This is a genomic window from Tenacibaculum sp. AWR4_210 (assembly GCF_056160945.1).
Genome location: NZ_JBSWYF010000007.1, coordinates 76,196 through 90,941, shown reverse-complemented (window position 1 = coordinate 90,941; position 14,746 = coordinate 76,196). Strand labels below are relative to the sequence as shown.

Below are 14,746 nucleotides of genomic sequence, written 5' to 3'. Positions count from 1 at the left end.
GAGGATGAAATACTGAAAGCAGCTGCACTGATTCGCTATTATTTTAAGGTAGACCCTTATCAACAGAACGATGAACAGTTTTTGAGGCTTATCGGTGAAGCGCTTTGGCTCCAAGAGTATTTAGATAAAAAACAAGAATACGTCACAGCGAAGGCTTTGGCTAAAATTTTTGGCGAAGATGATTAGTAATATTTCTATAGGGAAGGCCGTGGCCGCCCTGCATATTTTTAATAAACAGGCAGAATTGGCCTCGAGTGCAATTCACAAGTCCATAGCCACCGTGGCAAATGCGGGAGAAAATGTAATTCAAAACATCCGTGTCAACACGACCAAAAATCAAAAGGTAAATGTTAAGAATAATTTTTCGATCGACATCGTAAACAAGTTAGAAACGGTGCAACACATCATTGCTAAAACCAATGAAACCCTTGATAAAAGCTTTAAGTTATCGCTGGGCAAAATAAAAAATGTGTTCAAGGGAATTTCAGTAAAATTCAAAAATGTTTTTAAAGGGTTTACAACAAAGTTTGTTACGAATTTAAAGCAATCGTTTAAGGGTTTTAGCTTGAGCATTAAAAATTTAAAACTCGTTTTTAAAGGAATTACAAACAAACTCTCCCTTAGCTTTAAACAAGTAGTGAAAGGATTTCGTTTGGTTATTAAAAATCTTAAGCTCATTTTTAAGGGCATGACCAATAGGTTGAATCTCAGTTTTAAACAGGTAATCAACGGTTTTCAATTGACCATTAAGAATTTAAAGTTGGTTTTTAACGGTATCACCAATAAGTTGAGCCTCAGCTTTAAACAGGTAATCAACGGTTTTCAATTGACGATTAAGAATTTAAAGCTGGTTTTCAACAGTATTACCAATAAGCTGAGTCTTAATTTTAAGCAGGTAATCAACGGTTTCCAATTGACGATTAAAAACCTGAAACTCGTTTTTAATAGGATTACCAATAAACTGAGTCTTAGTTTTAGGCAGGTAATCAACGGTTTTCAATTGACGATTAAAAATCTGAAACTCGTTTTTAATAGGATTACCAATAAGCTGAGCCTTAGTTTTAAGCAGGTGATCAATGGGTTTCAATTGGTAATTAAAAATTTGAAATTCGTTTTTGTCAGTATTATCAATAAGCTGCGCTTAAGTTTTAAACAGGTGATTACTGAATTCCGTTTGAGTATTGAAAACCTGAAGTACGTGTTTCAAGGCTTTCAATTAACTGTTGTCAATTTTATTACCGCTTTTGTGAGTGTACAGCAGCAATGGAAGCTTATGCTGGCGCAGTTTTCCTTAAAAGTGCAGAAGTTGTTTGTTAATTTGACCGTCTTTGTTCTTCAACTCGAGAACGTTGTATCTATTTGGATACAGAGTATTGCAACAATACAAGCGGTATTTGTGCATTTTTCACAGGTGGTGACGCGCTTAAAATTTGTTTTGGAGTCGAGTATCACCCAATTAACTGTGCATTGGAATCGCGTGACTACAGTATTTGTGCAACGCATAACACAGGTGTTTCAACTTTTTATAGCGCGTTTAACACAGGTAGTGATTCCGGTGAAGCTAACGGTAAATGTTCAAAAGATACAGCTCGTAGCCATAAACAAAGTAAAGCAGTACATCAATGTATTGGAGCAGGTATTTATCAGTATTCAAAAATTCAAGCTCGTTAGAAATACCCATCGAATTCTCCTTAAGCTCTTTAAGGTGATTCAGAAATTTAAGTTTTTGACAAAGATTATATCGCTTTGGCGAAGGCTTTCAGTGGCGGTAGTAAAAGCAGTGCAGCTAATTATAAACAGTACTGTGGTGTTATTTCAGAAAATTTCCGAACAAATAGCGATGCTTATAGGCCAATTTAATGCGCTGTTTACCACGGTTAATCAGCAGGTAATTTCCTTGATAAGTGTATTTGAAAATTTAGCGGGTGTGATGGAGAATGTCCAAGCTCAGGTAGCGCTTTTTAGCGAGGAGTTTACAGCCGCTTTAACCTTGATGAGGTCATTGTTTTCAGAATTTTTCGAGTCCTTGGCTTCCGGTGTGTTTTCGGTAATTCAGACGGTCAACAATCAGGGTACACTCCATCGTGAAGCCCCCAAAAATGTATGGTCATTTTTAGAGAGTTTGGCAACCAACGCAGGAAGTGTGGTTAATACCGTAGTGAACAAGTCATCAGAGGTTATTACGACCGGAATTCACAGTGTTTTCGGAAAAGATGGAGATGGTACAGAGGTCAAAGGTGCTGGAGTACAGATTACTGCGAAGCCAGGAACCGGTTTTTCTGGTCGAGCAAACCTAGCAGGAGAAGGATTGCACATCGATACCTTAGTTGGAGAGTTGAATATTAATGTCACCCAGCTGAAAGAATCGATGCCCGAAGTAAAACGTATGATGACCAAAATATTAAAAGAAGCATTACAGGATGCTAAAATTTCAACTTACACCCAACGATAACCATGAGTTTTACGTATAACATACCCAATTTACTCAGTTCGCTGCGATTGAAGAACAGCAGAGGAATGGTGAGAAACGTCACAAATATTTTGACTACGACCAATGAGGGAGAGTACCTCGATAGTTTGAGAAACTTGACAGAAGAGTACTTTTTAGAGTCGGTAAAAGAGCTAACCGAAGTAGATGAGTTTATCATGGCTGGCGGTACGTTCAATTTGCCTGTTTTTGCTCCTTTAGTCATAGAAATCCCAGAAGGAGATGTCGTTGATATTAAGGTGCAAGGCAAAGGAGTCTTTGAAAAAAATGCCTTTGTAACAGAACTCTTTGGAGCCACTTTTGGTTTCCGGTTAGACGGAGTTGCATTGAATGTTCAAAGAAGTAAAAATATTGTAACTACAGCCATTCAAGGCCGAGATTATACGGTTAAAGAGTTTATTTCTAACGGAGATCACGAGATTACCGTGAACGGGGTACTCGCAACCCATGGTAAAGGTTATCCAACTGCGCAGGTGGTCCAGTTAAGGAGGATTTTGGATGCTAATTATGCGCTAAAAGTCATTCACCCAGTGTTGCGTAAGCTGGGAGTCTTTGAATTGGTCGTAACAAATTATGATTTTCCGAGTAATAACGGTATGAAGAATATTCAGCCTTTTAGCTTTAACGCACTCTCTGAGGTTCCTTTGGAAATAAAGAAACGTTCGCGCGATTTCTCAGCGAGCGGAATTGCGAAGAGTACAGCGAAGGAAATCTTTTCAAATTTTTAGCGGATGTTACGATTAGCATGTAAAATAGTAGTCCATGAAGTGGATAAACAGAAGCCTCTGATTATCAATTTCGTCAATGAAATCAAAATAGAAGAGTCCTGGCGATCTTTTACGGATACAGCAACAGTGCGTTTACCGCGATTTATTCAGGGAGAGTTGGAAGAGTTTGATGTGTTGGATAAAAAATTCCGTTCTCGTATGCTGCGTTGGTTGCAAACTCATCCGGATATCGAAATCTATTTAGGCTACGAAACACCGCGTGATTTGGCATTTAAAGGGGTGATCAGGGAAATACAAGGCAGGGTTCCTGTGGTGTTAGTTTGTGAGGATCACATGTTCTTTTTAAAGTCTAAACTCCTCAGTCAGTCCTATCCCATAAAAGTAGGGAAATCACTCGAGTACGTCAGTGTATTTGAGTTTGTGAGTCGTCACGTAGCAGTGTTTTTTGAGCAGCGAAAAATAGCCTTGAGGAGCTCGGCTATTGTCGATTTGTCCTTAGGGAGTTTGGTGTTAAAAAATCATACAGTTCTCGATTTTTTTGAGCTGTTAAAAGAGGAGTACGGTATTTATAGCTTTATGCGCTATGTACAAACATCGGTCACTACAGAGGGTGAGCGTACTTATATTCCTGTTTTGTGTATTGGAACAGAGTATGAAAAATTACCTGTGGTAAGTCCGGTGTTATCAGAGGCTGATTGGAAATCGAGACCTAGCTTTTCCAATATCAATTTCGCAGCACTGACAAGCGAAGAACCGTTGGGCTTTTTCCGATTTCACGACAATATTATTGAGGATGATTTAGTGTATATCGATTATCACAACGTAAAAGTACGTGTGAAATACGTGCTGCAAGGTAAAGCAGAGTCGGATAAGTTGAGTATTGTAATTCCCAGACCCAAACCGGGTGATGATGAAGATGATTTTGAAGAGTATACGTATAAATTTTATGACCCTAGTTTTAAGCTGACCAAGCAAACACTAGGAGGAAAAACAGCAAAGAAAATCTATGTCGGAGACCGCATGGAAATGTTAGATCCTGTGATTCGCAAAGTAATGAAACTCGCGGTAAAGAAATTTAAGCAGTTAAAATACAGTGGCTTCAGAGGAAGTTTTACAACGTTTGGCGAAACTATTTATACCACTAGTGAAGGAGAAAAAGTTGGTGACTTTATACGTCCTGGAGATATCATAGAACTGAGAGACCAGTCGAAACAAGGTACGATTGCTGATTTTCATTTGGAGAACCAAAAGTACTTTGTCGATGCTGTAGAGCATTCGTTTGGTGTCAATGGTTATAGAGAGGTCATATTTCTGGGAGCTAATGCCGATCCTGATCCAAGGATTCGCATGGAACAATCGGTATTGGAAACCATAGAAGTTGCCATTCTAGCGGAGGAAGGCGGAAGTTTGTTAACAGCCAATGTCAAACTCGAAGGTGTAGTAATGCAATCAATTACCAAAGGATAAGCTATGAATGAAATAGGATATTTAATAAAAGAACTCGTTCGAAAAAAGGAGTTGCCAAGCACTTTTCCGGCAATAGTAAGTCACAATGAATTTGATACCCAAAGTGATCCTGTTGATTATGTGATTTCGGTAAGAATATTACAAGATCACGAGTCTTTTCAGGAAGTGGTAAAAGAGGTGAAATCAGGTAAAAGCAATAGCGAGGGGCTCGAGCTGCACAATGTGCGTTTAAAAGCTTCTTTGCAAAGTGAAGCAGGAGGCCTGATTTGTATTCCTAAGTTAGGGAGTTGGGTCATGGTTTCTACGGTTGACAACTTGGTAGGGAAGAACTTTGTAAGTCAGTATTCGGAGCTGGAAGGACTCTTGTTGAATGTACAAGAGGAAACTGCGCAACAAGAAGGTGAAAAGAAAGTGTCCTTTGTTGAGTTGAAGTTGAATTTACAGGCTTTTCAGCTGAATTTTAATAATGAGTTTAAAGCAGCTGTGACCAAGGAGCAAACTACGATACAATTTGTGAAACCTCCCACGAAAGATCAAGGAGAAGAGGAGGAAGTATTGAGCGATGTAATCCATACCAAAGACCGGATGCAATACCGTTATTTCGAGGATAAAAAAGTACAGTCAACAGTGTGCTTTGAAAAAAAGAAATTGGTGTTGAAAGCAAAGCAAGAGGCGCATGAAATTCGCATAAGTGAAGAGGAGGGCGTTCTGTTGAAAAGTGATACGAAGGTACGCTTGGAAGCAAAGCAGTTAGAGCTGGTTGCTGGTAATGATGGAGAAGTTCAAATTACAGGGAAATCGGTGGCTATTAAAGGAAGTGATAGTGTGAAAATAAATTGATGAATCATGCCAGTTAGTACCAAATTTTTATGTGAAGGAGCTCTGTTGCGTTGCGATAAGTCAGCAGGAGTACAACCGCTGCAAGTCGCAAGTAATAAGAAGTTTTGGATACGGAATAAGAAAGTAGCCACAGTTGCGGATACCACTATTCAGCCTTTTGGGAATTGTGCCCTTTTAAATAATGCAGCCTGCTCACCACAAATACAAAAGTGGAAGGGGTTCCAATCAAATGTTTTTCAGGGATCCAATGAACTCTTACTTGAATCCTCCGAACTGCTCTGTGCTCCTGGAGGAGGTATCGGAAAAATTACAAAAACTTAAAAAATACAAACTATGATTGATTTTAGAATAGACCAAGACTTGCTGTTTTACCAAGGAGATTTGTACTTGGCAGAGGCGAGTCAGCAGAACATAGAACATCTCTTACTCGCTCAAAAGGGAAGTTATAAGGAGTATCCATTATTGGGGGTAGGAATAGAGAATTACCTGAGGGGAAATTCAGCGATAAACAAACTCCGTTTAGAAGCTGAAATTGAAAAGCAGCTAGAGTTTGACAACTTCAAAGTGCGGTTAATTGATGTGACGAATTTAAATGCTATTCAGATCGATGGAAACTACTAGACTTTTAGAAAATCAGAATGTACTGGATTTGGCCATTGTTCATTTTGGCAGTGTGGATCGCATTTTCGAAATCTTAGAGGCCAACAATTGGAATAGCCTCACTCAGTTGCCTTCGGAATACGAAGACATTAGCATCCCCTCTTCAGGGAAATACCGCGATGCCCTCCGAGAAAACCATAGGGGTTACCTAGCGCCAGCCACCTTACATACCGAGGAAGAACTCGAAATTTTACGTCGAATTAAGAATTTAAAAATCAAGTAAAATGGCAAGAACAATTGCTGAAATACAGCAGGAAATGTTTCGACAAAAAGAGTCGATACCCGAATTGAAAGCTCTGACCAATAGTTCTAAGACTTCCATTTGGAAGTTGTGGTCTTACATTACGGCGTCCGCAATATGGACACATGAGAAAATAGTGGAAAAAAATACCATGGTTTCCCGCCCACATACCCTGAGTTGGTATCGCGAGCAAGCATTGCAATTTGTATATGGACACCCCTTGAAGTGGGATCGAGGTTTTTTTCAGTTTGATACTTTAGGACTTGCGGCTAGCGAGCTGAACGCTAAAAAAGTCGTGAAATTTTGTGCAGTGGGAGAGGTTGATTTAGATACCATTCTCAAAGGAGATGTCAACCCGAAATCGCAAGATCAAATCAATGCCGCAGTGGCGAATTACTTTCACAATCAAGTAGGTGTGATCTTTATGAAAGTTGCTGGAGAGAGCAGTACAGGTCAAATTCGCAAGTTAAGTAAGGATGAGCTGGTTGTATTTCGTGAATACATGCGCCAAATCAAAGATGCCGGAAACCAGATTCAAATAAGCTCTATTGATGGAGATGTATTGCATTTGGAAGTCGATATGTACGTGGATCCACTAAAAGTATACATCAATCCGATAGATATTCCACACTATCTAAATCCCGAAACGCCAGCAGCAAAGAATCACCTTTTTGATGAGAACAATGGAGTGTTGATTGCAAAGCCGGAAGTCCATACCGCAAAAGTGGCTATTATGAATTTTTTAAAAGGCTTAGAGTTCAACGGCGGACTGGTTCGAACGTATTTGATAGACGCCCTTCAAAAAGCTGATGGCGTTGAAATTCCGATGATTAGAAAAATACAAACAGGGCCTGCAGGTGCTCCGTTAGTAACTGTTCCGGATAGGGAGGAGTACTTTATACCACGTTCCGGATATTTCGATTTGGCAAAGGTAAAATTATCGTTCCGATACCTACCCTATACATTTTATAGAGATCACCGTTAATCAGTACTATTATGAAGAATTATATGACCTTAGATTGGAATAAGCTGCTCTTGTGGCTATTTCCTCCGACACTTCGTAAAAAGAGGCATGTAGTATGGATGCATACGATGCTGAGCCCCTTGTTTAGTTTGTACCAAGAGAACCTGTATAAAATGCAACACAGCGGGCAGGTGATGTATTTAGAAAAAGTGTTGAATGAACAGTTTAATACAGCAATTTCATACAATCCAAATATAAGCCTACAAGATAAAATTCAGCAGAAATACATCTACATCGCAGAAAGCTTACAGCCCACCATTCAACATATTTATTTACACGAAGAACACCGTTTGGGCTACGAAGCCCCCTTGGTGTATCGAAGAAATGAGGTGACGGTATCATCAGGTAAAGGGTTGTATCTGGTAGAAACCAAAGACTATACTGAAATGGAGTATGCCGATTTTAGAATATTGATTCCGGAGGCACTGAATATTAAAGAGAAATTAACGGGGGTTTCAGGTGTCGAGAAAATTCAAAAATTAGTGAATGAACTCTACTTTGAAGATCGTCCAAATCCTCAAAATTCAGCCCTTGCTCCCGTAGCGGTCAAAACCTCTAAGTTTCATGAGTTGTTGAGGTTTTACAAATTGACAGGTAAAACTTATGAAACCTATAAATACTAGTGTTTTTCCCTTAAATTCTAGTTTCTAATTACTTAAAAAGCATTGTTATGCATCAAATTGATTTTTCGAAACCCGGAGGATTTCCTCTGGAACAAAATACATTAGCCAAAATGCAAACTGCCTATAAAGATCAGTTATTTATGGCTTTTAAAAAACATTTGGGAGTTGAAGAAACCAAAAACTATCTGTTGTTTCCAGGAAACGCCGTTGATCGGGGTTGGGCTATTATTCAAGGAGAACTCATTCCGATAACACCAACGGCGAATCCAACAGCATTTCTTCAAGTTAAAGAGTCGAAAAGAGCATTAATTTTTCGGTCAGGTGCTAAACACAAGGTGTTTGTCACTTGGGAAGGTAGTTATGTGGCGTCTATTCCCGCAAATCCGGTACCTGTAAAAAATACTTCGGAGGAAACGGTGCATACAACTTTTTATAAACTCGACGATTTACAGCGAATTACCAATATTCCTGATTTGGGAAATTTGTACCTAACACTCGATGGCTCAAATACCATGAAGGGGGATCTGAATTTAGGTGGACATAAGCTCAGTGCTCTGAATGTAAAGGAGGGAGAAAAGGCTTTTATTCGAGCAAAAGAACTGTGGTTCGGCCACTCTGAACTGCGTGGAAAAACGTATCCCAAAAAACCCTTAGGAAGGGCATTGGTAGATACAGGATCTAGTTTGAGTATCAATCACGAAGCCGATTGGGAAAATGTGCATTTGCACGGTGAGGTAAGCATGTCAGGGCTAGCGCAGAGCACACGAGCCGATCAACATCCCGTTTTATTGGATGCCGATGGGAAGTTAATGAAAAGTAGTGGGCGCTTTATAGGTAGTGTTGTACTTGGTATGATAGCACTTTGGCACCAAACGACTATTCCTGCAGGTTGGATACTTTGCGATGGATACCTAGGGAGATCGGTAAATGGATTTAATATTCCAGATTTGAGGAGTGAATTTATGGGACCGGTGCGTTACATCATGTATGTTGGGGCATATAACAAGTATCCTTTGGTACAGGCAGGAACTGACCAAAGTTTGGAGTTGCCTTGGAAACCTGGTATAGATTATGCCGTTTTAGAAGGTACGAGTACAGACGAAGACGGAACTATAGCTTCGACGAAATGGACCTATACCTCTGTTCCTCCCGGCTTGCCCTGCGTGTTTGAAACTCCCAATGCATTGAAAACCAAAATACGAGGACTACGCCCTGGAGTTTATCAATTTAAGCTTACAGCAACGGATAATGAAGGACTGTCATGGTTTGATCAAATGACATTGACGGTAACCGAAAATCAAGCACCTATTATTGATCGAATTGATGGAACTAAGAGTTTAACCGTGGTGCGCGGAACGAGCAGTACCCGTTTAACTATAGTGGCTCGTGATCCAGAAAAAAGAACTTTGAGTTATCAATGGAAAAATGCTGCGGGCACAGTGATAGGTACTGAGGCTGCTATCCAGTTGACGGGCTTGGGCGTTCAAACGCATCGTTTTGTAGCCGTAGTTACAGATGATCGTGGGGCTCGCACGTCAAAAGAAGTGATCGTCACAGTAGCTAAGATAAAAAAGGCTCCAAAGGTAAGTGTGAATGCTAATCAGACCATTCAATTGCCAACAAATTCTGTGAATCTATCTGCAACTGTAAGTGATGAAAACCAAGATGCGTTGTCTGTGCGATGGACAAAAGTTTCGGGGGGTGGAGCAACGATTTCAAGTCCTACAAGTACAGCAACTTCAGTGACAAATTTACAGGAAGGATCCTATGTTTTTCGAGTTACCGTGACCGATGTTGACGGAATGCAGGCACAGGCAGATACTAATGTGTTGGTGAAAAAGGCTTTGGTAGCTCCTACGATTTCGGATATTTCAATCGCCCGAATTCCAGGTAGAAACGGTGCAATTCGCGTTACTGCCACAGGGAATGATGCCGATGGAGCCAATGGCAATTTAACCTATCATTGGACAGAGTCGACGATGTTGCCCAAGCCAATTCGCAGTGCTTCGTTTGATGTAGCTCCTAATCAGCTCGCTCCCGGATATCACAATTTCTCGGTGTTTGTAACCGATTCTGACGGTCTGCGCTCGCGAACTGCGATGTACAAGGAATACCCTCATTTAACCATACGCATAGTCCATGTTTCCAGTACAGATTCGAAGTATGTGTTTAGGGTAGTATTGAAAGGACCTCCAAATTATGGAGATGATAATATTACGCTCGGAGTACAATTTAAAGTTCTGGAAGGAAATGGTGTCTTAATTGACCGAAGTGGCTCAGGTTTAGGGATGTCATCGAATGGATCTCGAACAAAAACCTTTGCAGACATGAGCAGTACAGGAGAAATTTCATTGAATTTTGAATTGTCTGCCGATGTGGTTACCCGCTCGTCTATACGCGCCGAATTTACGTTGAGGGGCATGTCAACATCTGCTTCGGCGGTGAGTAAAGGAATCAAGTGTTTCGATGTTACCAGTACCGTGCCGTTGTATGATGGAGGTGAAAAAAGGTTAGGTGATGTCGAGGTAGGGGATACATTAATAGGACTGGATTACCCGAATAGGATAGATGCCTCAGAGGGTGATTATATGAATTGGAAAGGAAGAATATCGGAAGGAACATTATGTCCGGTAACGGTATTGCGAAAATCGACGTTTGTGGTTGATGAATATTTACAAATTTCTTTAGCAAATGACCAGCATATTAGAGTTACAGCAGCGCATCCAGTACTAACTTGTACAGGAGGAGATGAGCTTGCTTGGATAAAACCTATGGATCTTCGAAAAGGAATGAGCTTATTAGCACCTTCAGGAAATACCATTGATATTACTGAGGTCCTGACGGTGGAAGAACCCATTGAAGTGGCCGTACTCGATGTAGAATCGGTTGATAATTTTAGTGTTGGAGGGATCGTTGCGCACAATGCAGAAATCAACGAACATACAGGTGATCCTAAAAAATAAAAGACCGATGAATAGTATTGATTTTACCAGAGCAGGTGGCTTTTTGTTAGAACAAGAAACGCTTGCGGATATGCAACAAATGTATGCTGGCAATTTGTTTGCTAGCTTTTCAAAACAACTGGGAATTGCAACTGGAAAGTACGTATTGCAAAACACCACACAGTCTCAAGGAGGCTGGGTGGTTATTGCCGGGGAGCTTATTTATGTTGTTCAGGGGGTACGTACTCCTTTTTTAAGAGTGAAAACGATTGAAGAATTTTTGGAATTCGGAGATCGACAGAAAAGAAAGGTATACACTCATAAAATTGCAGCATTTGTCCAAGAAATTCCTCAGCAAATTCCTGTTCCTGTGACCACTGAAGAGAAAAGGGTGTCTTTCTCGTATTTCGAGCTGTCTAGTTTTCAGTCGCTTGTACATATCCCTGAGTTGCATACAAAATTGCTCTCCTTAAATGGAACTGGAGTGATGCAAGGAGATTTAAATCTTGGCAATCACGCAATTTCAGCGTTAGATGTGTCAGAACAAGAACGAGCTGTGGTAAGAACTAAGGAGCTTGACGGACGATTTTTAGATACCGGTAAGATATTGGAAATCAATAAAGGCTCGGTGCCAGCAAAGCTACATTTTGGAGGGGCTGTGATCCTTTATCAAAAGGCTAAGAGCAAAGAAATTCACGAACAGTGCTTGCTCATTGATGAGCAGGGAACTCTGCGAAAAAGTCAAGGAGGGTTTATTGGAGCGGTGCCACTAGGGCTCATCGTTGCCTGGAATGGTATCAAGTTACCTTATGGTTGGGTAGACTGTGATGGCAATGCAGGAGTTCCGATTCAAGGAATGAGTATTCCAGATCTCCGTAAGCAGGCGAAAGGCACAACGCGTTATATTATTTATGTACGCTACACAAACCGACCTCCTGAGGGACTCAAGGTGACAGGAAAAACTGTTTTAAGCTACACCGCGCAAGACGGAGGGGCTCAAACAGAACTCATAGCAGCGGCGACGGATCCGGATAAGGATGTTTTGAAATATACCTGGACCAAAATAGCGGGTACGCTAGCCAACTGGAAACCGGTGAATGCTCCTTCGTTGCAGTTAAACGGACTTCAGGCAGGAAATTATCAATTCAAAATTACCGCAAGAGACCCTCAGGGAGCTGAGATCAGTTCATTAGTAACCGTAGAAGTTCAGCAAACAGTGAGTTTACTACTGAATCGTCAACTGACTGGACCGTGGAACAAAGTTGAATCGTACACCGTTAAACTAGTGGGAGCTCCAAGTAGCGCGGTAACCATGATCGCTTCCATAAAAACAAATGTCTCCAAAGGAAACGTTTTTGTTCACCTTCCTCAGGTAGGGTTACTGCTGGGTGAAAAAGAATTTTTAGTCAATTTAAACAACGAAGGACGTGCCGAATTTGCCGTTTCTGTAGGGGCTGGAAATACAACTGGACGTACCGAGGCTCATATTCAAATCAAGAATACCGATCAGCTTGTCAAGTTACTAGCAGCCCAAAAATAAAGCAATTAATCATAATACATATCGATACAAGAGGAGAGCTCTTGAGGGCTACTCTTGCTTAAAAGTAAGTAATCAAATTAATTATAACCATGAAAAAACAACTACAAATTTACCGAAAGAGGAGGCTTATACTCTTGATGAGTCTCCTACAAACCTTGTGGGTAACAGCTCAGGTGGCTTTTAGCACTCCTGAAGTCGTTGCCAATGCCTCTGAATTGATAGAAATCCCGATTCGAGTTGACAAGTTTACCAATGCGGTAGGCTTTGAATTAAAAATGCAATTGCCAGAAGAGAAGTTTGAGTTTGTTGCACTGACGAAAGTACATGCGGCACTTAAAAATTTTTCAAACCTAAATTATAGGTATTCAGGTGGAGTGCTGAGTGTCGTTTGGGCTGATACGAGCTTTAAACCCCATACGCTTTCTGAGCAATCAGTATTGTTTTATGTAAAACTCAAGGTGGTAACCAAATTAAGAGAGCGCTGGCAATTTACCTTTTTAACTAGTAAAGTAGCGAACGCTCAAGGAGCTCCCATGACGACAGAGACAGCAGGAGGAATGATGACTTTTGGTGCCTGTCAGTTGGCACTGAGCTCACAGGTGGTCGGAGTTGGAAGCAGCTTTAAAATTCCTGTGAGAGCAAAAAACTTTGCGGGAGTAGCAGGGTTTCAGGCAGTTATTAAATATCCAAAAAATGCATTGAAATTTGTGTCAGTGACGAATTTTCACCGTGATTTAACGGGGATGAGCACTGCTAATTTTTTTGAATTGACACCAGGGGAAGTTCGCGTTGTTTGGGATCAACCACAACTGCTAAATACAGCGATTGACAATGATGAAATACTGTTTGAGTTATCATTTCAGGCCCGACAATCGGTGGGGGAGTTTCCTTTGGAGGTAGTTGATTTAAAGGTTTTCAACAATCAGGCACAAGAAGAGTTGAGTGCCAACGCTAAGGCGATGATTAAAATCTTAGCATATTTGAAAATATCAGGAACTATCGTAAATGAAGATAATAAACCCTTGCCGAAGTCAACCGTAGTTCTTACTACCGATACTAAAGAAAAGAAGCAGCTCACCAATAATACCGGAACGTTTTTGTTTAACACCTTGCCCGAAAGTGGTGGGACACTTACGGTTCAAAGAGCCTTGGGAATGACCAATGGTATCAATGTGGCTGATATTTTACTGATAAGAAAGTACCTGCTAGGAAAATCTATTGCACTGTCACCCTATAAATTGATTGCAGCTGATACGGATGCTTCCAATGCCATTGATGTGGCAGATATTATCACTCTTCGAAAAGTAATACTGCAAAGACAAGCTGGATTTTCACAAAGTTGGAAGTTTGTTCCTAAAAACTTTGTATTTCCAAATCCCCAAAATCCTTTTGTATCCACCATTCCACATCGAATTGTTATGACACCACTTGATGCTAGTGTTAAGAATCAAGATTTTGTCGGAATTAAAGTGGGGGATGTTAATAACGACCATGTTGTTAATAATAGAGGTGTTGATAAGGTTGTTGAGTTAGGGTTTTTTGAGTGTGAAAGTGTTGTTGGTGAAGAGTTTAGTGTGTGTTTAAAAGTTGTTGATAACTATGTTGATATCTCTGCTTTTCAGGCTACGTTCTCTTATGATGCTAACGAATTTCACTTTTTGGGCTTAGAATCTGGAGTTTTAAATCGCAGTGATTTGGATTACGAATTGTTAGCGAAAGATCCGGGGAAAGTATCCCTGTTGTACACCGATAATGAGGCTGAGGGGCATAGTCATGGTCGCGGAGTTTCCTTGTTGGCCTTAAAGTTTAAAAGGAAAAGGCCTTTAATGAAAAGCTCTAGCATAGTAATGGAGGGGAGTATTGTTCCTATGATGGCTTTTGACGAGGGCTTGAATCGCCTTAAAATGGATGTTCAAAAGTTGGAAATTTCTCCTTCAAATTCCTCAACACTACCCCAAATATATCCAAACCCAGGCTCGGTGTTTACCATTGAAGTAAAGGGAAGCACGGGAGAGCAGGTTCGACTAAAATTGATGGATCCTACAGGGAAAGTGGTACTGAATCAAACTTTTATTTTGGAAATGACAAAAGGAGTAAAGCAATTAGATCTTCGTTTCTTACCGAAAGGCATGTATTTGCTCGAGAGTGAACAAGAAGGACGTAAATCCATACAAAAAATAATAGTGAATTAAG

General features: G+C 40.5%; 12 protein-coding genes. All 12 read left to right on the top strand.

The window, feature by feature from the left end; translation table 11 throughout:
- The first annotated feature begins 178 nt into the window (after positions 1-178).
- The gene (locus tag ACXAG7_RS13860; RefSeq protein WP_476667177.1) at positions 179-2,452 is read left to right on the top strand and encodes a hypothetical protein; all 2,274 of its coding nucleotides are present in this window, start codon (positions 179-181) and stop codon (positions 2,450-2,452) included.
- A 2-nt stretch (positions 2,453-2,454) separates the two neighbouring features.
- Entirely contained in the window at positions 2,455-3,216 is a 762-nt protein-coding gene (locus ACXAG7_RS13855; RefSeq protein WP_408042496.1) for a DUF6046 domain-containing protein, read from the top strand.
- Positions 3,217-3,219: 3 nt separating this feature from the next.
- The gene (locus tag ACXAG7_RS13850) at positions 3,220-4,683 is read left to right on the top strand and encodes a hypothetical protein (protein WP_476667176.1); all 1,464 of its coding nucleotides are present in this window, start codon (positions 3,220-3,222) and stop codon (positions 4,681-4,683) included.
- 3 nt (positions 4,684-4,686) lie between these two features.
- Positions 4,687-5,523, top strand: coding sequence for a hypothetical protein (locus tag ACXAG7_RS13845; protein ID WP_476667175.1), 837 nt, complete (start codon positions 4,687-4,689; stop codon positions 5,521-5,523).
- Between the two features lie 6 nt (positions 5,524-5,529).
- Positions 5,530-5,844: a PAAR-like protein gene (locus ACXAG7_RS13840; protein WP_476667174.1), complete on the top strand. Its 315-nt coding sequence runs from the start codon at positions 5,530-5,532 to the stop codon at positions 5,842-5,844.
- A gap of 12 nt (positions 5,845-5,856) precedes the next feature.
- Positions 5,857-6,144: a hypothetical protein gene (locus tag ACXAG7_RS13835; protein WP_408042500.1), complete on the top strand. Its 288-nt coding sequence runs from the start codon at positions 5,857-5,859 to the stop codon at positions 6,142-6,144.
- Positions 6,131-6,406 carry a hypothetical protein gene (locus tag ACXAG7_RS13830; RefSeq protein ID WP_408042501.1) on the top strand — a complete coding sequence of 92 codons (276 nt, stop codon included), beginning with the start codon at positions 6,131-6,133 and terminating at the stop codon, positions 6,404-6,406. The genes ACXAG7_RS13835 and ACXAG7_RS13830 overlap by 14 nt, the downstream gene beginning before the upstream one ends.
- A 1-nt stretch (position 6,407) precedes the next feature.
- The gene (locus ACXAG7_RS13825; protein ID WP_408042502.1) at positions 6,408-7,409 is read left to right on the top strand and encodes a hypothetical protein; all 1,002 of its coding nucleotides are present in this window, start codon (positions 6,408-6,410) and stop codon (positions 7,407-7,409) included.
- 11 nt (positions 7,410-7,420) lie between these two features.
- Positions 7,421-8,071, top strand: coding sequence for a hypothetical protein (locus ACXAG7_RS13820; RefSeq protein WP_408042503.1), 651 nt, complete (start codon positions 7,421-7,423; stop codon positions 8,069-8,071).
- Between the two features lie 47 nt (positions 8,072-8,118).
- The gene (locus ACXAG7_RS13815) at positions 8,119-11,034 is read left to right on the top strand and encodes a PKD domain-containing protein (RefSeq protein ID WP_476667173.1); all 2,916 of its coding nucleotides are present in this window, start codon (positions 8,119-8,121) and stop codon (positions 11,032-11,034) included.
- A gap of 7 nt (positions 11,035-11,041) precedes the next feature.
- Positions 11,042-12,553 carry a PKD domain-containing protein gene (locus ACXAG7_RS13810; protein ID WP_476667172.1) on the top strand — a complete coding sequence of 504 codons (1,512 nt, stop codon included), beginning with the start codon at positions 11,042-11,044 and terminating at the stop codon, positions 12,551-12,553.
- An 89-nt stretch (positions 12,554-12,642) separates the two neighbouring features.
- Complete coding sequence (locus ACXAG7_RS13805; protein WP_476667171.1) at positions 12,643-14,745, top strand: cohesin domain-containing protein; 2,103 nt, start codon at positions 12,643-12,645, stop codon at positions 14,743-14,745.
- Position 14,746 lies beyond the last annotated feature (1 nt).

Excerpts from the sequence above, each read along its gene's own strand:
- ACXAG7_RS13810 (WP_476667172.1), top strand. The coding sequence starts at position 11,042 with ATGAATAGTATTGATTTTACCAGAGCAGGTGGCTTTTTGTTAGAACAA.
- ACXAG7_RS13820 (WP_408042503.1), top strand. The coding sequence starts at position 7,421 with ATGAAGAATTATATGACCTTAGATTGGAATAAGCTGCTCTTGTGGCTA.
- ACXAG7_RS13835 (WP_408042500.1), top strand. The coding sequence starts at position 5,857 with ATGATTGATTTTAGAATAGACCAAGACTTGCTGTTTTACCAAGGAGAT.
- ACXAG7_RS13840 (WP_476667174.1), top strand. The coding sequence starts at position 5,530 with ATGCCAGTTAGTACCAAATTTTTATGTGAAGGAGCTCTGTTGCGTTGC.
- ACXAG7_RS13830 (WP_408042501.1), top strand. The coding sequence starts at position 6,131 with ATGGAAACTACTAGACTTTTAGAAAATCAGAATGTACTGGATTTGGCC.
- ACXAG7_RS13860 (WP_476667177.1), top strand. The coding sequence starts at position 179 with ATGATTAGTAATATTTCTATAGGGAAGGCCGTGGCCGCCCTGCATATT.
- ACXAG7_RS13845 (WP_476667175.1), top strand. The coding sequence starts at position 4,687 with ATGAATGAAATAGGATATTTAATAAAAGAACTCGTTCGAAAAAAGGAG.
- ACXAG7_RS13850 (WP_476667176.1), top strand. The coding sequence starts at position 3,220 with ATGTTACGATTAGCATGTAAAATAGTAGTCCATGAAGTGGATAAACAG.
- ACXAG7_RS13805 (WP_476667171.1), top strand. The coding sequence starts at position 12,643 with ATGAAAAAACAACTACAAATTTACCGAAAGAGGAGGCTTATACTCTTG.
- ACXAG7_RS13855 (WP_408042496.1), top strand. The coding sequence starts at position 2,455 with ATGAGTTTTACGTATAACATACCCAATTTACTCAGTTCGCTGCGATTG.
- ACXAG7_RS13825 (WP_408042502.1), top strand. The coding sequence starts at position 6,408 with ATGGCAAGAACAATTGCTGAAATACAGCAGGAAATGTTTCGACAAAAA.
- ACXAG7_RS13815 (WP_476667173.1), top strand. The coding sequence starts at position 8,119 with ATGCATCAAATTGATTTTTCGAAACCCGGAGGATTTCCTCTGGAACAA.